The organism is Nocardia sp. NPDC055050, from assembly GCF_053608345.1.
Window position 1 is genome coordinate 105,565 of record NZ_JBSGVG010000012.1, and the last position, 19,188, is coordinate 124,752.

The window sequence follows — 19,188 nt, forward strand, 5'->3', positions numbered from 1 at the left end:
ATCGCATTGCGGCTTACCGGACGCGTGCTCGTCCTGCCAAGAGTCTGCCGCGGTGATCATTCGGGCGCATACTCGACGGTGTGACGGACCTGGGGTGGGCACGTGAATTCTTCTTCATCAGCTATTCGCCGGCTGACGAACGCTGGGCCACCTGGGTGGCGTGGCAATTGGAGACCGCCGGATTCCGCACGCTGATCCAGGCGTGGGACTTCGTGCCGGGGACGAACTTCATCGACTTCATGGACCGTGGTGTGCGCGATTCGGCCATCGTGATCGCCATCCTGTCCGACAGCTACCTGACCTCCCATTACGGAACGATGGAGTGGCAGGCGGCAATTCGCACCGACGAGCACAAGTTGCTGCCGGTGCGGGTCGCCGATTGCGCGCTGGAGGGTCTGCTCGCCACGCGCACCTATCTGGATCTGGTGAATGTCGCCAGCGCCGAGACCGCGCGGAACACCCTGCTCGATCGCGTCGGTCACATGCGTGACGGTCGAGCCAAACCGGCGCGCGGACCGGAGTTCCCGTCGGGTTCCGGTGCGGCGGTGCGGGATCGGCCCGTTCCGAATGGTTTCGGCCCGGCACAGGCCGTGGAGCGTCGGCGGACTCCCGCTGTGCCACCGAGCTTTCCGGGCGCGGGCAGTTCACGCGAAGCGCGCAACGGGCTCTCGGTGCTGCATGTCGCGGGCCCCCGGTTCGGGCGCGGTCTGTTCGGGCGCGACGAGCCGGACGGTCCCGGCGAACTGCAATCACGTATCTGGGCCGATGTCATCCACCTGTCCGATCAGGGCGTGCCGTCACCGGATGTGATCGTCGTCTCCGGTGACCTCACCGAATCGGGTCACCCGCGCGAGGTCGACGACGCGCTTGCCTTCCTCACCGGCCTGCGCATTCTGCTGGGCCTCGAGCCTGATCGCCTGATCGTCGTACCCGGCAATCACGACGTGTCGAAGAAGGCGTGCGAGAGCTACTTTCTGCGCTGCGAGTCACGCGACCGGCTGCCGCAACCGCCGTATTTCGAGAAACTCGAACAGTTCGAGCGCATGTTCGGCGAGTTGTACCAGGGCCTGGATCATCTGGTGTTCGACGCCGGGCAACCATGGACCCTGTTTCCCATCGCGGACTTGCGAATTGTCGTCGCGGGACTGAATTCGACGATCGCCGCGACGCATCGTCAGGAAGACGACTACGGCAGTGTGGGGCAGACCCAGGTCGCGTGGTTCTCCGAGCAACTACGCGCGTTCGAGGCACGCGGATGGTTACGCCTGGGTGTGGTGCGCCACGATCCGATGCCGGGTGCGGGGGCCGCGCGAACCGACCCAGCGCTTCTTCGTGACGCGACGACGGTCTCCCGGCTGCTCGGCAACCGGTTGAATGTGTTGCTGCACGGGCCGGGACCCGGTGGCGTGCACGCCGATCTGCTGGGGGGCGTGCTGCCGGTGCTGCCCGCCGCGGCCCCGGGGAGCGCGGAGATCATCCACCTGACCGCCGAGGGCATGTCGCGCTATCCCGCCCAGCACCATGATCGAGAGGTCGAACGCACGGTCATCCCCGTGTCCTGGTCGAATGTGGCCGCGGCCCTGTCCGCGCCCGCCGAGACGAAGATGATCGAATCCGCGGGGACCGAAGATCCGGATTCCGATGAACAGGCCGGTGACTCGGCGCCCGTGGTCGATCCGCAGGGGCGTCTGCTGGAGCGCGTCATCGAGGTCTGTGCCGCGCGCTACCCCGGCGCGCGGATCAGGCGGGTCGAGGCGGACCCGCCACACCTGTTCGTCACCCATCATCGTGACGGGATGGCGGCGCAGTGGCGCATCGGCGCCCACGTGGGAGATCTGACCAGACAGGTGGTCGAGGATTTCCTGGCGCACGACCCGGAATTCGGATCCGAGCTCGTTTATCGTGGCGCGGTTCCGGCCCGTTCGCTGCGGGAGGAGGCAGCGGGTCAAGGGTTGCGCATCCGCAGCTTCCTGGAATTCCAGGGCATGCTCGATCTGACCGGCTATCTCGCCCGTCAGGTGCTCGACCTGCGCACCGACCGGCGCTACCCACCCGAATTGTATGTACCACAACGGTTTCGGCTGCTGGAGGAGAACGAAACCGCGATTCGCGACGATCTGATCGCCGAACTCATGGGCGTGGTGACCGCCGATCACGGCTGGTTCGTACTCCTGCTCGGTGACTTCGGGCGTGGCAAGACGTTCGCGCTGCGCGAGCTCGCCCGCCGGATCAGCGAGTCGACGCCCGCGCTGATTCCGATCCTGATCGACCTGCGGGCGCTCGACAAGACCCACTCGGTCGACGGACTGGTGGCCGCCCATCTGGCCAATCACGGCGAAGACCGGATCGATCTGAAGGCATTGCGCTACATGCTGCGCGAAGGCCGGGTGGTGCTGTTGTTCGACGGCTTCGACGAACTGGTGACCAGGATCAGCTACGAGTTCGCCGCCGACCATCTCGAGACCCTCCTGCAGGCCGCCGTCGGCAAGGCGAAGATCATCGTGGCCAGCCGGACTCAGCACTTCGAGTCCAGGGCCCAGGTGTTGACAGCGTTGGGCGAGCGGGTGGGTCTGCTCGACGACCGGCGCATCATCAGCATCGAGGAGTTCGCGCCGCCACAGATCCATACCTTCCTCACCAATCGCTACGGGGGTGACACGCGGCGCGCCGACGCCAGAATGCAGTTGATCAGGGGCATCCAGGACCTGCTCGGGCTGGCACAGAACCCGCGCATGCTCAGCTTCATCGCCGATCTCGAGGAGCGCCGGTTGCGCGCGGCCGCAGGAACAACCAATGCCATCGGCCCGGCCGCCTTGTATCGGGAGATCCTCGATTCCTGGCTTCGCTACGAGGTGGATCGCACGGCTACCGTGGCCGGATCGCTGCCGGGACTGGGACTGGACGAATTGTGGAGGGCGGTAACGGCTTTCGCGCTGCGGGTGTGGGAGACAGGCAGGCCCTATCTGCGTGCGGCCGAATTGTCGGAAGTGGCACGGGAACTCACCGACACCGCGGTCCGCGATCGCATGTCGGTGCAGCAGTCGGCGCACGCCATCGGTTCGGGCAGCCTGCTGGTGCGTACCGACGACGACCTGTTCGGTTTCATCCATTCCTCGGTGACCGAATGGCTGGTGGCCGATCACCTCGCCCGCCTACTCGGTGCGGGCGTGAGTGCACCACACCTCGCGCAAGCCCAATTGTCGCTGCTCATCATAGATTTCCTGTGCGATCTCGCCGACCCGCGCACGCTGCGTACCTGGGCGGAGTCGGTGCTGTCCGACTCCGACGCCGACCCGAACTCACGCACCAACGCGCTGCGGATCACCACCCGGCTGCGCACGGCGCCGAGCTCGGACCTGCGCGGCGCGATGTTGGCCGGCGAGGACCTCTCCTACCGCGACCTGCAAGGGGTCGATCTGAGCGGCGCCGATCTCAGTGGTGCGCGGTTGATCGGCGCGAATCTGACCCACGCGGTGCTGCGCGGTGCGCGGCTGGTCGCGGCGCGGCTGGACGACGCACGCCTCGTCAGCGCTGATCTGACCGACGCGGATCTCACCAGGGCGCGCCTGATCCGTACCGACCTGACCGGCGCGCGTGGCAGGGGTAGCCGCTGGCAGCGCGCCGCACTCCTGGACGTGATCGGCCAGGCCTCGGGGGCGGATCTGCGCGGCGCGGCCGTAGTACCCGGCGGATCGGTGCAGACCGAATTCGCGCCTGCCGCACTGGGCGTTCGGCACGGATTCCACGCCAGTCGAGGCAGACTGCCCCAGCCCGTCGCGTACAGCCAGGACGGAAGTACGGTCGCGGTCGGCAGTGACGACGGGGGCGTGCTGATCTGTGACGCCGACACCGGCCGGCCACTGCGGATGCTGCAGACCCACCGCGCGCGCACCTTCGCGGTCGCGTACACCGACCAGGTCCTGATCACCGGCTCCGGCGACGGAACGGTCGGCATCTGGGATGCCGTCAGTGGGGAACTCCGCCGGATTCTGCGGGGGCACGAACAGTGGCCGTGGCCGGTGCTGCTCGGTCCCGGCGGTGATCTGCTGGCCACCGGTGACGCGCGTGGTGTGCTGCGGCTGTGGTCGTTGCCCAGCGGCGATCTGCGTCACGAGTGTCTGCCACCCGAACACGGCATGACCTTGATCTACAGCATCGCCCTGCACGGTCGGACGCTGGCCGCCGCCTACGGCAACGGCATGGTGCGCCTGTGGGACATCGAAACCGGCAGGCAAACAGGGGAATTCCAGGCAGCGGGCGGCGCCGCCTACCGCATCGCCTTCGACTCGTCGGGAACCCGGATAGCGGTGGGTGGAGTAGACGGACTACTGACGCTCTGGGACCCCGTCACCTGCACGCTCACCGGCAGGTTGACCGGTCACACCGGACGCATCTACACGCTGGCCTTCCACCCGTCCCGGGACGTGCTGGCCAGCGGGGACACCGACGGGCTGCTCCGCGTCTGGAATACCGACACCGGAGAAGTGCTGCACGCGCCGACCGAACACAGCGCGGCGATCTATTGGGTGTCGTACGACCCGTCGGGAGAGCTGCTGGCCTCCGGGGACAGTGCGGGGCTCGTCTGCCTGCGTGCGTCCGAGACCGGTCAGCTGCGGCATCGTCTCACCGCCCACACCGGATCCATCTGGCCGTTCGCTTTCCGGCCCGACGGCGCCCAGCTCGTGGTGACCGACGACCAATTCACCACGCGTTTCTGGGATCCGGTCACCGGAGCCTGCCGATACCTGCTCACCGGGCACGGCCGCCGAACGACAGCGGTGGGCTTCAGCGCCGATTCGGCGATGCTGTCCACCCGAGGCAACGACGGCGTCGTCCGGCTGTGGGACACCGTCACCGGACGTCTCGTTCGCACGCTGACCGGCAGCGACGACCACCTGCTGACCTTCGAGTCGGCGCTGTTCAGCACGGTGCGACCAGGGCAGCTCGCGATGGTGGGCAACGACGGCAGACTCAGCCTGTTCAACCTCGACGCCGACTCCTATGAGCGCCACATCAGCATCGAGGATGCGCCGATCTGGGCGATCGCGTTCAACCCCTCCGGTGAACTGATCGCCACGGCGAACGACGATGACACAGTGACGATCTGGAACCGTGCGACCGGTGCCCAGTACGGGATCTACCGCGAGCACCGAGGCAGGGTTCGGTCCCTGGCCTTCAGCGCGGACGGGGCGCTGATGGCCTCGGGCTGCGACGACTCCGTCGTTCGGATCTGGGACGTGGAGTCGGGGCGGTGCTTGCACACTCTGCGCGGGCACCGAGACCGGGTGTACGGGGTGGCATTTCACGGCAACCGCGTCGCCAGCGTCTCCTGGGACGGCTCGGCACGGATCTGGGACGTCACGTCGGGCGAGCCGGTGCACGAATTGACGCGGCACACCGGAAAACTCTGGTCGGCCGCCGTCGACGCCCAGCGGGGCATCCTCGCCACCGCGGGAGACGACCTGGTGATCCGGCTGTGGGACATGGACACCGGTCGGCATCTGCACACCTTGGAAGGTCATCGCCGCCGGGTGTCGACCTTGGCGTTCGACGCGTCGGGCGATCTACTCGCCAGCGGTAGCGAAGACGGAAACGTCGTGTTGTGGTCCGGTGCGGCGGATCAGGGGGCGGCGCCCTCGATTCGCGCGGTGTTGCTCGGACTGCCCGAAGGATGGGCCGCGTTGACCCCCGACGGGCGATACAAATACGAGGGCAACGTCGCGGGCCAGTTCTGGCATGTGATCGGCACGACTCGCTTCGAGTCGGGCGAACTGGATCCGCATCTCGCCGAGGTCGTGCGGGTCGCCGCAGATGCCCCGCTGTGAGCCCGACGGCCTCCGCCGGTGGGTGTACGAGGAAACCGGCGGAGGCGCGACCGACGCTGGGTAGGCGCGGTGTCGGGTTGTGCTCGGGGCACGAGGTGAATCCTGCTACCTCGAGTGCGCTCGAGGTCAAGCGGTTCAGCGGGGGGCGTGGACCAGTGGGGCGAGGAAGCCGGTGAGCTGGGCTGTCGAGGGTTGGCCGAGGCGGCGGCCGAGATAGTCGGGGGCGTCGGCGGCCGCCCGGCAGCGGTCCTGGTCGGTGTTGGCCGGGTTGTCGGAATAGCGTTCACCGAGCATGGTGGCCTTGGCGACCTCGCGTCCGGTACGGAGTTCGTAGACGGCGACCTCGTAGGTGGCGCGGAAGAGGTTGACGGTGCGCCCCACCGGTGCGCCGGGGGAGGGGCCGTACTGGCAGGTCTGCACGAGGTCGCGCAGTTCCAGCTGCTTCATGCAGGCGATGAGCTGCACGGTCGACGGGTCGTCCGGGTTCCACGCGGTCGGATCGTTCGGGTGGACCATGGTCGTGAGGTCACCGGACAGATAGATCGGGCGCGCGCCGTCGCGCTCGTAGGGCGCGGCGTTCGGGAACGGCTTCTTGTCCTCGCCACACATCCGGTCGTAGTCCGACATCTCGAATCGGCTCGCCTGCACCGCCGCGATCGCGAAGAACCCGGCTCCGAACAGCGCGATGAACAGCAGCAAAGCGACACCGGGCCCGACTCGCAGGCCCCGCCTGGGGGCACTCCGCTCCCGAACGGGACGGTTGTGCCACCGCTCGAGCAGTGACGGGCCGTCCCCGCGACGCCACGACCGCCATTTCTGCGAGAGGGTCGGCTGCCGCGTCGTTCGGTCGTGTTCGACCCAATCGGACCAGTGCTCCGGGTGTCGCTGGGGCGCTGGGGTTTCCGGGGAACGATACGACGGTGCGACGGCGGGGGTGTACGCCGGGGAAGGGGTACTTCGCGATTCGGTCTCGCGGGCCGACCCGGCGGCACCGACCGCGGCAGCAGCGCCCGACGCGGCCACTGTACCGACTGCGGGAGCCCACTCGGCAGTGCGGTTTTCGCCGGTACCAGCGGATGTGCCCGCAGCGGCCACTTCGTCCCCGGGCGTGGGTTCGTGGCGTTCGATGCCATCGGTCGGTGGATCGTCGATCGCGACCGATTCATCGGCGGCGACGGATTTGCTCAGTGAGACAGTGCTTTCGGGCTGACCGTCCGATGATTCGGCTACTTCACCGGGCGCGGGTTCGTCCAGATCGATCGTGTCGTCGTCGAAAGGCTCAGCGCGTGTGGCGCTTTCCCGATCCGGAGCAGCGCCCTCAGCGGTTGGCTCGTGCTCCGGGTTGTCGTCCTGGGCCGAGTCTTGTTCGGCACCGTCGGGGGGTGAAGTTCGGTCAGTCATCGGTTCGGCGGATTCGGTGCTGGGTATCGGCTCGTCGGGCGGTCCGATCGCTGTGGCCGATAACGCCGCGTCGTCGGACTCGTCGGCTTGCGCGCCGGTGAAACCTTCACTCGAAGAAGGGGATTCCGTCTCGCGTTCAGCGGGCACCGACGTCGGATCCTCGGGATGAGCCGCGGTAGGGGGTCGATGGGCGAGTCTGTCGATCGCGGCGAGAAACGCGGGTGTAGATGCGCGAGCCGAACCGGTCGACGCCGCAGGGGAATCCGATGTGGTGTCGGAAACAGCTGTCTCCGAGGGGGAGCCGAGCTCCACAGCGGTCGGGGCGATGGGCCGGGAAGTGGTCGCCGGGTCGAGCGCGGCCGGAAAGCCCTGTGCTGTCAGCTCATCGGGGGAAGGCAACAGATGGCCCAGGTTCAACGCGCCGAACACCCGGGTGACGTCATCGATGCTGAGCCGGACCGTACGCCCGCTCTCGGCCTGGAAATAGTCGTGCAACGCGCCGGCGTCGTCGCGATCGATCAGCACCGCGCGGTACCCGTCGGCGATCCTGGTTTCCTCGATGGTGATCTCGGCGCCGGGCTGAGCGACCAGCGCGATCACCGCGTTCACCCAGCCGAAGATCCCGGATTGCTGCAGCAGGCTCTTGGCCGCGAACACCTGTCGGCGCACCTGGACGAACGGGTTCGGCACCCGGACGGCGTGATAGAGCGCCGCCGGTTCGCCGTCGATGGTCCACGGGCCGTTCGGTGGGGTGGCGAGGGTGCCTTCCTGACGGGCGGTGAAACCCTTCACCTCCACGATGGTCACGCTCTGCGGCGTGCACACCAACGCGTCGACCTCGACCGACCCACCCCGGTTCTCCGGTACGTGACAGCGGAACACGGCGACGCCGCCCGCCCGAAACGCCTGGTCACGGAGCGCCGCGCCGACGATCTGTTCCGCGCCTTCGAGTTCGCTCTCGTCCGCGACAACGACGATCACCACGACCCCCTGTGCACCTGACTGCGGACTGCTACCAGGATACGGCCTCCACTAGCCGTATCGAAACCGAATCCTGTTGCTGAGCAACGGCTTCGGCAATGTCGATTACCGATCTCACCACGGCGGCCCCGGGTTTCGTCTGCCCGCCGGTTCCACACCGACCGGCCGAACCCATTCCACCGGCGGCTTCGTGACCTGACCTGCGACCAAGACGAGGCCGGTCGGCCGGTCTACCGCGATGAATCCGAAGGGGCGGTCGACGTTCACCGATGTGATCGTCGACCATGTCTTCTGCGGAACGCCGCCGAGGCGCATTGCCACGGCCGTGACGGCAGCCGCTTCGAAGCCTTCGGCGTCGAAGCGTGCGATGACGTCCTGACCCGCAGCGTCCAGCGCCAGCGGATCAGCTGCGAGTCCAGCGAAATGGGAACCGGGAACGTTCATCGAGGTGGACAGGCCGAACATCGCCGCATGGCGAGCGAGGTTGTGCTTGTTCTCCACCTCGAACGGTGGCATGGTCAGCACCACGGAGTCGCCACCGCCGAAGGTCTCCCGTCGACTCACCGATAGACAGGGTGCCGTCGTGCCGACAGGCAGTTCCGTCCGCACCTCGACGGTCCCGTCCAGAGCTGCGAGGCCAGTGGCCAGACCGTGCCGCGGATTCGCGCCGATCAGCACGTGCACGTCGAGTTCGCCCTTGCCGGTGACGATCACCCGGGTCACTTCGTCGTCGAGTACCGACACACTGCCGTCGGGATGGCTCGTGCGGTACAGGCCGGGTCCCCGATGTCCTTGCCACGGACCGGTTTCCGGTGTGTAGAGGATCTCGTCGAACGCCGTCACCCAGCGGGTGCGTGCCATCAGCGCGGTCGCCAGCGCGAGCGCCGTGTCCGAGGTGATCGGTACCGGAAATTTCTTGATCAACCCCCGGGTCTGCTCGTTCGCCCACGCATCCAGTGCCGCCGGATCGCCCAGCTCACCGACCGTCCCGGCGGGCATGCTGCGAACCCACTCCTCGCGCAAGGTCAGCCCCGCCCGGACCCACGCCCCGATCGCCGTCGACACCTCCCGCGAAGTATCCAGCGATTTCAGCATGTCCAGCCCCGCCGCATGCGCCTGCTCCGCCGGAACTCCCACCGCGGCAGCGAGCTCATCCCTGGCCGGGCCGGAAGCAGCCCCGGCCAACACAGCGAGCAACGGCCACAATCCGGCCCCCGACACCACCGCGTCCCCGCCCTCGAACGTTTCGCACCACCGCCCCGTCAGCGCGTTCGATGCCCGCACATGCGGCAGAAGTGAACTCCCCATCCCCGGATCCTACGACCAGCGACCGACAATCCGCCACGTCGCCGACATCCGTCAGCCCCGGACGATCCCCAGCCAGACATAGTCCCTGGCCCGCGTGACCGCGACGAACTGCTGGCGCATGATCAAATCCTGACGCTCCCGTTCGGCGTCGGTACCCGGCGGCGTCGGCTCGACGAACGGATGGATCACCGCGCGGAAATCCAAGCCCTTCGCGCGATAGACCGTGCCGACCTTGACGCCGCTGTCGGTGTCGGCGCAGCGGTACTCGACGAGCTCCTGCGCGGCGATCCCCCAGCGGCGCAATCGGCGGAGCACGGCTTCCGCTTCGGCGTTGGTGATGGTGATGATCGCGGTGTCCGACAGCGAGATGCCCTGGGCGACAATATTGTCCAGCTGGCGACGAATATGACCGTGCAGCTCGGCCCGCGTGCAGTACTGCCGTCCGGCGTAGCCGTCGGGAAGGGCGGCGTCGGTGAGATCGAGGCTCTGCCGTTCGCTGGTATCGAGGTCCTCGACGGGTCGTGCGCCCGGCAGGCTCGCCGCGAGTCGCAGGACCTCCCGGCGGTTGCGGTAGTTCTTGGTGAGCTTCTCGCTGCGCCCGACGATATTGACTTCGGCATCGACGAATCGCCAGCCGCCCGCGTAGATCTGCTGCTGGCGGTCGCCGACGAACAGCAGGGAGTTGGGTTCGTCGCCGGTCAGCGCGTGAACCAGCCGCACACTCTGCACGGTCATGTCCTGCATTTCGTCGACGACGACCATCGCGTACGGCTGCCGGAGGGGACGCGCGCGCAGTTCGTCGAGCGCTGCGGTGATGACATCGTTTCCGTCGAAGCATCCCCACTCGGTCCGGTACGCCTCGTAGGCCTGGTACAGCTCCCACACGTGTCGGCGCTGACCGGTACGCAACGACACTCGGCGACCACGCCGATCCACCTCGGCGTAGGCGGTGAACCCGGCGTCGTCGCAGGCGAGTCCACGCCCCTTGATCACCCGATCGACTTCCTCGCGCCAGTAGGGGAGCGCGGGCGAGATCTCCGCCAGTGGGCCCGACCTGCCGACTCGCCCCCACGCGAGGTTGAAGGCTGTGTCGGCCCGCTTGAGTTCCATTCTCATCGGAATCCCGCGCTCGGTCAGGAACGCCTGCGCCCACGCGTGCAGGTTCGTGAACTCCGCCCGCCCGGCCGCATCGGGCAGCAACCGCGCGAACGCCGACTCCTGGCACGGCGGCAGGTTCTTCACCAACGTGGTGAACAGCAGCGGTCCGGTGCTGCGGCGGGCCCGATGTGCCATCCGGTGTAGCGTCAGTACCGTTTTCCCCGACCCCGCCGGACCCACGATCCGTGCCGGACCGTTGTGATTGCGGGTTACCAACGCGAGCTGGGCGGGATCGAGGAAAGCCAGCCAGGTCGGGAACGGCTTGGCCAGCGCACCGGCAAGATGGTCGGTATGTAGCGTTTCCACCTCCAGCAGGCCGTCTGTCTCGGCGGGCGGCTGCGCGGGAGCGAGCCGGGCGATCGGACGATAGTCGCGATGGCGCTGGGCGGTGTGCTCGGCGAGGTCGCCTGCCAACCGTGCGGGCATCACCGATCGCCGACCCATCAGTGTGCGCACCGTCGCGTCGGTGACGACCACGAACCGGCCATCGCCGCCGGCACGTCGGCCCGGCGGCAGAACGAACACCAACTCGACTGTCTCCCGGACGAACTCATTGCGATTCGGTCCGATCGACACACCGGCAAACAGCTGTTCGGCCTGTGCGCGCAGCCGCCGCACCTGGTCGTCGTCCGGCAGCTCGTCGACCACGGCGAGCGCGAACACTCCACCGGGCCCGATGAGCAGCGCGTCACACCGACCAGTCGGAGCGGGCTGGGTCCGGTACACCGACAGCCGCCATCGCTGTCTACCCGCCAATAGCAACGCTGTGTAGACGCCACGCAAACGCCCGGTCAGCCCGACCACGCTCTGCGCGAGCGCCTCTTCCGCACGCAGACGCAGGAATTCCTCATCATTACCGGACGTCATCTCGGCCACCCCGCTTGGTCCGTAATACTCCGTTCTTTCGAGTATCAATGAATTACCAAGCAACAGAAAGTGTTTCGACCGAATCAGTCCGACGGACGTCGTCGGGTCAGCGGACCCCGCGGGGGCGGAACTGGATGCTGATGCGGGGTCCGACGGGGCGTGCGGTCTTGGGGACCGCGTGTTCCCAGGTGCGCTGACATGCCCCGCCCATCACCAGGAGATCCCCGTGCCCGGCCGTGAACCGGACGCTCGCGCCACCGCCGCGCGGGCGCAGCAGCAGAGCGCGCGGCGCTCCGACCGAGACGATCGCGACCATCGTGTCGTGGGTGGCGCCGCGGCCGATCGTGTCGCCGTGCCAGGCGACGCTGTCCCGACCGTCGCGGTAGAAACACAGCCCGGCCGTGCGGAACGGTTCACCGAGTTCCGCCGCGTAATGCGCGGTCAAGGCCGCCCGCGCATCGACCAGGATGTGATCGGGGAGCGGGTCGTTCTCCCCGAAGAACGACACCAGCCGCGGCACGTCCACGACCCGGTCGTACATCGGCCTGCGTTCGGCGTGCCAGGGAACGCGTTCGGCCAGTCGATCGAACAGCCGGCTCGCGCCGCTCAGCCAGCCGGGCAGCACATCGACCCAGCTGGTCGCGTCGAGTGGGGTGCGCCGGATCGCCTCGATCGAACCCAGGGCAATCGCATCACCGTCGAACAGTGAACCTTGCAGGGGCAGCGACATGAGCCCCAGTCTACAACGTGTTCGAATGTATGTTCGATAGACGGCTTGTGGTGCGAGTGTCGCTCAGCGGAGTTCCTCGACCAGCCCGAGGAGGACGCCGTCGGGGCCGCGCACATAGGCGTAGCGGCAGATGTCTTCGTAGCGGGCGAGCGTGCCCACGAGTTCGGCGCCGTGGGCGCGCAGGCGGTCGAGGACGTTCTCGACATCGTCGACGACGAATGTCAGGCGCGGGATGCCGGGGATGTTCACCGGCGCGTTCGGCGCGGCAAGGGTGGTCGTCGGCGAGCGGAACGTCGAGAGCTCGACCCGGCTGTGGCCGTCGGGTGTCCGAACGACGGCCATGTTGGCTCGGACGCCCGTCAATCCGAGCAGGTCGTCTGCCCATTGGCCCCCGACTGTGGCTTCGCCCTCCAGCTCCAGGCCCAGTTCGACGAAGAACGCGACAGCAGCCGCGAGATCGTCGACCACGATGCCGACATGATCCATCCGATGGACCGTCATGATGTTCTCCTCGGGTTCGTCCGGCTCATTCTGGCCGGGTCGATCGATTTCGGACGCGCTGACGCTCGTCGTCTCGAGGCCCGTTCGGCTCTCGTAACCCTGGGACGGAGCCGCCCGGGCGCTCTCGACATCTCAGTCCTGCCAGCCGCTCGTGTCGAGAACCGTGTCCCACGTGTACGGCACCAATTCCGGATGCCGCAGCCGGAGGATCTCGCCCGGCAGCGAGCCCGGCGGTGCCTTGCGCGGATCGGCGACGGCTTGACGTTCGATGATGTCGGTGAGAGCTCGCGTGCCGCCGAGACGTGGATAGGAGGCGTGGACCAGGTCCGCGAATCCCGGGGGCAGATCGTCGGGGCCGCCGCCGACGTCGAGACCGATGCCGGTGACCGCGATCCAGATGGCGGCGGGTCGGCGACGGCGGTATACGGGTGAGTCGCTGAGGCCTGTCGTGTGTGCGGCGATGGCGTCCCAGATGATGTCGACGCGTTCGTCGTCGATGCCCTGCGCTTCGAGGAACTCGGCCGCGAAATCCGCGCCGTCGATCTCGAATCGCTGTGTGCCGACGGCACGTTCGGACAGGCCGATGTCGTGCAGCGCGCAGATGAGGTACATGAGCTCCTCGTCGTAGTCCGCGCCGGGCCGCAGGCCCTGCTCGGCGGCGTGGGCGCGCCCGAACAGGAACCCGCGAACGCTGTGATGGCATACGGATGTTTCGAGGGCCTCGTTGATCAGCCGGTGGGTCTCGATCGCGAGTGGGGTGGACGGTAGTGCCAGCGAGTCGACGCCGAATGTGGCCTGTGACATGAGGTTTGCTCCTATCGGTGTGCCCGGGTTGCGTGACGTCCACCAACCTTCAGGCTGGTTGAAGCATACCTCGAGTTTCAAGGAGACTGAAGGTTCATGGACGCAGGAGCACCGTGCCGAAAGCGGTTCTGTCCTCCAGCATTCGGTGTGCCCGCGCGGCGTCGGCGAGGGGGAGGATCGAGTCGATCGCGGGTGTCAGCAGGCCCTGTGCTGTTGCCGTGAGTGCCGCCGATCGCTGCCGGGCGACTTCGCCGAGCCAGGCGGTGCCCGCGCAGCCGGTGAGCGTGAGCCCGCGCAGGATCAGTTCGGTGACGCCCAGCTGTGCGGGAGCGCCGTCGAGCCAGCCGTAGCTGAGGATTCGGCCACGCAGGGGCGTGATCAGGTCGAGCAGCGGCGTCAGTGATGCGCCCCCGATGGAATCGAACACGACATCGACCGTGCCGTCCGTGAGGAGATCGGCCAGCCGATCCGCCCAGTCGGGCGCGGTGTGATCGAGCACCTCGTGCGCGCCGCGCTCGCGCGCGAGCCGGGCCTTCTGTTCCCCGCCCGCGGTGCCGATGACGCGCACGCCCGCGGCGGCGCACAGTTGGGTGAGGCAGCTGCCGACACCGGTAGCCGCCGCTTCGACCAGGACGGTCTCGCCCGCCGCGACACCCGCGGTCCGCATCAGCGCCAGTGCCACCGATCCCGGCATCAGTATCGCGGCGGCGTGCTCGATGGTCAGGTCGGCCGGGATCGTGGTCACCGAATCGGTTTCGGCGACAACAAGTTCGGCGTAGGCGCCGAAGCCGCGGGTCGACGCGACCACCCGGGCGCCCAGCAATGCCCGATCGACGCCCGCGCCGATATCGATCACCGTGCCCGCCGCCTGGAACCCGAAGACCTCGGGCAGCGGCGCGGGAAACGGAAACGCGCCGGCCCGAACCTTGGTCTCGGGGTAGAGCACCGGCACCACTTCGGCCCGGAGGACGACCTGTCCCTCGCCGGGGCGAGGTTCGCCGATCTCGCGCGCTACCAGAACGTCGGGTGCGCCGGTCTGGGTCATTACGATTGCCTGCATCAGAACTCCATAAGTTGACTGCCGGTCCAGATATCTCGAACGATATGGACCGTCGGTCAACTTGTCAACGGATCGGCGGGTGCCGAGAAAGCGGGTGCGATGACCGACCGACGTCCCACCGAACGCGCCGATGCCGCGCGCAACCGTCGAGCGATCCTCGATGCCACCGCCGCGCTGCTGGCCGAACACGGCGCGGCCGGGGTGACGATGGATCGGGTGGCCGCGGCGGCAGGTGTCGGAAAGGGGACCATCTTCCACCGGTTCGGCAGCCGCGCGGGCCTGCTCTACGAGCTCGTCGCCGAGGGCGCCGTCGCGTTGATGGCGGCGGTGTCGAGCGGCCCACCGCCGCTGGGACCGGGCGCGCCGGCGACCGACCGGCTACTCGCCTTCTTCGATGCGATGACGCGCATGGTCACCGACGACGTGGAGCTGATCGCGGCCTATCAGGCGATGCCGCCACATCCGCGCAGCGCCGAATTCCACACGTTCTGGGCGCAGCACATCGGCACGCTCCTGCACGAAGTCCGTCCCGATATCGACGCCGACACCGTGGGCGCGCTGTTGTTGTCGACAGTCGGCGGGGAACTCGCACAGCAACTGGCCAGGGCGGACGAGGTCGACCGATTGCGATCGGCGGTAGCGGAAGTGGTGCGTTCGGTGCTGCGCGCTCCCTGAACGCCCGGGTCGGAGCCGTTACCGCCGTGCTGTCGGCGGAAGTGGCCGACGCGGAAGCCGCACGGTGACGCGGAGTCCGCCGGCCGGACGGGGATCGAGTGCGAGGGTTCCACCGTGTGCCGCGGTGATGCTGTCGACGATCGCCAGGCCGAGGCCGATGCCCGCGTGGTCGGTGCGAACGCGTTCGGTGCCGCGCTGAAACGGCTCGACCAGTGTGGAAACCACCAGGGGGTCGAGGACCGGGCCTGTGTTCTCGACGGTGAGCACCACGGTCTCGGGGCACAGTCCGGTCGTGACCCACACGATGCCGCGTGCGGGCAGGTTGTGCACGATCGCGTTGTGCACGAGGTTCGTCGTCAGCTGCAACAGCAGGGCGTGCGAACCGATGGTTGGCGTCACCTCGCCGGAGGTCTCCAGGCTCACGCCGTGTTCTTCGGCGAGGGCGAGCAGCGTTTCGGCGGCTTCTTCCGCGAGCAGGGAGAGGTCGACGTGTTCTCGGGTGAACGACCCTTGATCGGCGCGGCTGAGCAGGAGCAATGCCTCGGTGAGAGCGATCGCTCGGGTGTTGACGGCGTGCAGGCGGTCGACCAGTTCGCCGGTGTCGTGGGTGCGGTCGTCGCGGGCCACGTCGAGCAGGGTCTGGGTGATCGCCAGCGGCGTGCGCAGTTCGTGGGAGGCGTTGGCGGCGAATCGACGCTGTTCGGTGACGTGTGCTTCCAGCCGGGTGAGCATGATGTCGAAGGCGTCGGCGAGTTCGCGGAACTCGTCGCTGCGGCCCGGCAGCCGGATTCGGTGGGCGAGTGAGCCGTTCGCGGCGGTCCGGGTAGCGGCGGTGATACGGGTCAGCGGGGTGAGCATCCAACCGGCGAGGAACCATCCGCCCACCAGACCGATCGCCAGCAGGAAAGCCATCACAATGGTCACGAACGGCGCGAAGGACCGTAGCAGCATGCCGCGATCGATCCAGAAATCGCCGCCGCTGGTGTAGATCCACCCCTCGGGCAGGTACCACAGGTAGTAGACACCCACAGCGGCGATGAGCAGAGAACCCACGACCGTGATGAAGCCTGCGTAGCTGAGGGTGAGTTTGAGGCGAACACTCAATCCGGGCGCCCTACCCACGCGCTCGCCCGTCGCTGATGCGATACCCGACACCGGCCACGGTGGTGATGACCCAGGGCTCGCCGAGCCGTTTGCGTAGCGCCGAGACGGTGATACGCACCGCGTTGGTGAACGGGTCCGCGTTCTCGTCCCACGCCCGCTCCAGGAGTTCCTCGGCGCTCACGACCCCGCCTTCGGCGGCGATGAGCACTTCGAGCACCGCGAACTGCTTGCGGGTCAGAGCGATGTAGCGGCCGTCGCGGTAGACCTCCCGGCGGAACGCGTCCAGCCGCAACCCGGCGATCTCGCGCACCGGTGGCCGGTTGTGCGCGCGCCTGCGATCGAGCGCTCTGAGCCGGAGGACCAGTTCGCGGAGTTCGAACGGCTTGGTGAGATAGTCGTCGGCACCGAGCCCGAAACCACTCGCTTTGTCGTCGAGCCGATCGGCTGCGGTGAGCATCAGGATCGGCAGACCGCTACCGGAGGCGACGATGTATTCGGCGATCTCGTCGCCGGAGGGACCCGGGACATCGCGGTCCAGGACCGCGATGTCGTAGGTGTTGACGCTCAGCAGCTCCAGTGCGGTGTCGCCGTCACCCGCGATGTCGCCGGCGATCGCGTCCAGGCGCAGGCCATCGCGGATGGCCTCCGCCAGATAGGGTTCGTCCTCGACGATCAGTACACGCATAGACGCTCGATTCTCCCAGCCCGGGGATATCGTCGGCGTATCCGAAACCGCATACGCGTCGGCAACACCATGCTGCCTTGACTGAGGGGCATGAACTACCGTGAACCGGCGATTCGCCGTCTCCGATCGATCGCCCTCGGCGCCGTTGTCATCGTCAGCGCGGCGTCTGTCGGTGTCCTCGTTTACCAGTCTCTGCCGACCATGTCCTCGGTCGCACGATCCATCGACGCCTTTGTCGGCGGCCACGCCGGTCCGCCCGGCGCGACGCTCTTCGATGACGGGAATCCGTCCGTCGGCAACCTCGACTCCGATCTGCTCGCCGCCCTGCGCGCCGCCGCCGCCGACGCCGCGGACGACGGAGTCGAGCTCGTCGTCAACAGTGGCTGGCGGTCGCCGGAATACCAGGAACAACTGCTGCGCGAGGCAGTCTCGAAATACGGCTCGGAAACCGAAGCCGCTCGGTGGGTGGCAACCCCCTACACCTCCGCTCACGTAGCCGGCGAGGCGGTTGATATCGGGCCGACCGACGGCGCGGCATGGTTGGCCGCGCACGGCGCCGCCTATGGGTTGTGCCAGATCTACGCGAACGAACCCTGGCATTACGAACTTCGCTCCGACGCGGGGGAACTCGGCTGCCCGCCCCTGTACGCCGACCCGACCCACGACCCGAGGATGCAGCAGTGACCACGACAGTGTCTGCCCCCGTCGCCGCACGGGCCGGTCGGCCCGTGCTGACCCAGATCGTCCTCCGATTCTCCATCATCTACTTCGGCCTGCTCTGCCTGCTTCTCACCTATATCCCGTTCGCGCTGCTCGGCATCCTCGGCCGGTGGATTCGCGAATACCCGGGGCCGTGGAACATGCCCATCACCGACCCCGTCACCGGGCCGGTGGGTCGAGCGGTCTTCGGGGTCGACGCTCAGTTACACCAGGATTCCGGAGCGGGCGACCAGACCGCCGTCTGGGTACTGGTGTTCTGTCTGCTGGTCGTCGCGGCGACCGGCGCCGCGGTGTGGACAGCCGTCGACCGTCGTCCCGTACCCGCCCGCGCGCTCGCCTGGTTCTCGCTGTTCCTGCGGCTGGCTCTGGGCGGGCAGATGATCGGGTTCGGGTTCGCCAAACTGATCCCCACCCAGATGCCGGCCCCCGGACTGGCGCAGCTGTTGCGGCCGTACGGCGAGATGAGCCCCGCCTCGGTGTTGTGGCTGCAGGTCGGCAGCTCGTATCCGTACGAGATGGCTCTCGGTGGGGTGGAAGTGGTGGCGGGGCTGCTGCTGTTCGTGTCCAGGACCGCAGTGCTCGGCGCCGCGTTGACGCTGGCGAGTACAGCGCAAATTCTGCTGCTGAACATGACGTTCGACATACCGGAGAAACTGCTCGCCGCGCACCTGCTGCTGATCAGCGTGTTCCTGCTCGCGCCGTACCTGCGCCGGCTGACCGATGTCTTCGCGCGCGAACGCGCGTGCGCGCCGCTGACCCAGCCCGCGCTGTTCACCGACGCCAGGAAGAACCGCGTGGCGATCTGGGTGGTGGCGGCGCTGGGCTTGTGGGTCGCGTTGGGGAGCGGCTATGACCGCTGGGTGGTCTGGCACGAACAATCCGGTGCCGCGAGCCCCAAGTCCGCGCTGTACGGAATCTGGGAGGTGCGGGATTTCACCATCGACGGGCAGCCGATCCCGCCGCTGACCACCGACGAAACACGGTGGCAGCGACTGGTTTTCGATGACCCGCAGGAAGCCGCCTACCAGCGGATGAACGGCGAACTGGTACCCGCGCACGCCCACTTCCGCCCCGATGGACAAGTGGAGCTCACCTCGATGAACGCCATCGGCGCGGTCGACCCCGGACCACCGTTCGCGACACTGTCCTCCGAAAAACCCACCCCGGACCGACTGCTGCTGCGCGGAACACTGCACGACCGCCCGATCACGATCACCCTGGAACGCAAGGACCCCGACACCTTCACCTTGCGCAGCCGCGGATTCCATTGGGTCCAGGACTATGTGTACTTCCGCTGACAACCACCCTGACGGTGACCCGCTGACTCGTTGCCCCTTCTAACTTATAGCTCACCCCGGGGCTTGCGGCA

Annotated in this window: 13 protein-coding genes; 4 read left to right on the forward strand and 9 right to left on the reverse strand. The window is 67.6% G+C overall.

Features of this window, described 5'->3' with window-relative positions; all coding sequences use genetic code 11:
• The first annotated feature begins 80 nt into the window (after positions 1-80).
• On the forward strand, positions 81-5,825 hold the full coding sequence (locus tag ACWGCN_RS15280) for a WD40 domain-containing protein (RefSeq protein ID WP_452457828.1): 5,745 nt from the start codon (positions 81-83) through the stop codon (positions 5,823-5,825).
• A 135-nt stretch (positions 5,826-5,960) separates the two neighbouring features.
• Here ACWGCN_RS15280 and ACWGCN_RS15285 read toward each other — a convergent pair whose 3' ends face one another.
• From ACWGCN_RS15285 to ACWGCN_RS15315, 7 genes are all read right to left on the reverse strand, one after another.
• The gene (locus ACWGCN_RS15285; RefSeq protein ID WP_452457829.1) at positions 5,961-8,210 is read right to left on the reverse strand and encodes an NERD domain-containing protein; all 2,250 of its coding nucleotides are present in this window, start codon (positions 8,208-8,210) and stop codon (positions 5,961-5,963) included.
• 111 nt (positions 8,211-8,321) lie between these two features.
• Positions 8,322-9,515, reverse strand: coding sequence for a serpin family protein (locus ACWGCN_RS15290; protein ID WP_452457830.1), 1,194 nt, complete (start codon positions 9,513-9,515; stop codon positions 8,322-8,324).
• A gap of 51 nt (positions 9,516-9,566) precedes the next feature.
• Positions 9,567-11,540, reverse strand: a complete 1,974-nt coding sequence (locus ACWGCN_RS15295) for a UvrD-helicase domain-containing protein (protein WP_452457831.1) — start codon at positions 11,538-11,540, stop codon at positions 9,567-9,569.
• A 106-nt stretch (positions 11,541-11,646) separates the two neighbouring features.
• Positions 11,647-12,270 carry an alpha-ketoglutarate-dependent dioxygenase AlkB gene (locus ACWGCN_RS15300; protein WP_378989037.1) on the reverse strand — a complete coding sequence of 208 codons (624 nt, stop codon included), beginning with the start codon at positions 12,268-12,270 and terminating at the stop codon, positions 11,647-11,649.
• Between the two features lie 63 nt (positions 12,271-12,333).
• Entirely contained in the window at positions 12,334-12,771 is a 438-nt protein-coding gene (locus tag ACWGCN_RS15305; RefSeq protein WP_452457832.1) for a VOC family protein, read from the reverse strand.
• 132 nt (positions 12,772-12,903) lie between these two features.
• Positions 12,904-13,575, reverse strand: a complete 672-nt coding sequence (locus ACWGCN_RS15310; protein WP_387442857.1) for an HD domain-containing protein — start codon at positions 13,573-13,575, stop codon at positions 12,904-12,906.
• A gap of 94 nt (positions 13,576-13,669) precedes the next feature.
• Positions 13,670-14,635: a quinone oxidoreductase family protein gene (locus ACWGCN_RS15315; RefSeq protein WP_452457833.1), complete on the reverse strand. Its 966-nt coding sequence runs from the start codon at positions 14,633-14,635 to the stop codon at positions 13,670-13,672.
• A gap of 99 nt (positions 14,636-14,734) precedes the next feature.
• Between ACWGCN_RS15315 and ACWGCN_RS15320 the strand changes: the two genes are divergently transcribed.
• Positions 14,735-15,310, forward strand: coding sequence for a TetR/AcrR family transcriptional regulator (locus tag ACWGCN_RS15320; RefSeq protein WP_378989046.1), 576 nt, complete (start codon positions 14,735-14,737; stop codon positions 15,308-15,310).
• A gap of 18 nt (positions 15,311-15,328) precedes the next feature.
• On the opposite strand, the gene ACWGCN_RS15325 is transcribed toward ACWGCN_RS15320, so the two are convergent.
• Positions 15,329-16,414: a sensor histidine kinase gene (locus ACWGCN_RS15325; RefSeq protein ID WP_452457834.1), complete on the reverse strand. Its 1,086-nt coding sequence runs from the start codon at positions 16,412-16,414 to the stop codon at positions 15,329-15,331.
• 10 nt (positions 16,415-16,424) lie between these two features.
• The gene (locus ACWGCN_RS15330) at positions 16,425-17,099 is read right to left on the reverse strand and encodes a response regulator transcription factor (protein WP_378989048.1); all 675 of its coding nucleotides are present in this window, start codon (positions 17,097-17,099) and stop codon (positions 16,425-16,427) included.
• Between the two features lie 90 nt (positions 17,100-17,189).
• Here ACWGCN_RS15330 and ACWGCN_RS15335 point away from each other — a divergent pair, with 90 nt between their 5' ends.
• On the forward strand, positions 17,190-17,783 hold the full coding sequence (locus ACWGCN_RS15335; RefSeq protein WP_378989049.1) for a M15 family metallopeptidase: 594 nt from the start codon (positions 17,190-17,192) through the stop codon (positions 17,781-17,783).
• Positions 17,780-19,117 (forward strand): DoxX family protein, encoded by a 1,338-nt coding sequence (locus tag ACWGCN_RS15340; RefSeq protein ID WP_452457835.1) that lies wholly within the window; start codon positions 17,780-17,782, stop codon positions 19,115-19,117. The genes ACWGCN_RS15335 and ACWGCN_RS15340 overlap by 4 nt, the downstream gene beginning before the upstream one ends.
• Positions 19,118-19,188: the final 71 nt, after the last annotated feature.

Coding starts and splice junctions, on each gene's coding strand:
- ACWGCN_RS15290 (WP_452457830.1), bottom strand. CDS start 9,515: ATGGGGAGTTCACTTCTGCCGCATGTGCGGGCATCGAACGCGCTGACG.
- ACWGCN_RS15315 (WP_452457833.1), bottom strand. CDS start 14,635: ATGCAGGCAATCGTAATGACCCAGACCGGCGCACCCGACGTTCTGGTA.
- ACWGCN_RS15330 (WP_378989048.1), bottom strand. CDS start 17,099: ATGCGTGTACTGATCGTCGAGGACGAACCCTATCTGGCGGAGGCCATC.
- ACWGCN_RS15305 (WP_452457832.1), bottom strand. CDS start 12,771: ATGACGGTCCATCGGATGGATCATGTCGGCATCGTGGTCGACGATCTC.
- ACWGCN_RS15335 (WP_378989049.1), top strand. CDS start 17,190: ATGAACTACCGTGAACCGGCGATTCGCCGTCTCCGATCGATCGCCCTC.
- ACWGCN_RS15310 (WP_387442857.1), bottom strand. CDS start 13,575: ATGTCACAGGCCACATTCGGCGTCGACTCGCTGGCACTACCGTCCACC.
- ACWGCN_RS15295 (WP_452457831.1), bottom strand. CDS start 11,540: ATGACGTCCGGTAATGATGAGGAATTCCTGCGTCTGCGTGCGGAAGAG.
- ACWGCN_RS15300 (WP_378989037.1), bottom strand. CDS start 12,270: ATGTCGCTGCCCCTGCAAGGTTCACTGTTCGACGGTGATGCGATTGCC.
- ACWGCN_RS15320 (WP_378989046.1), top strand. CDS start 14,735: ATGACCGACCGACGTCCCACCGAACGCGCCGATGCCGCGCGCAACCGT.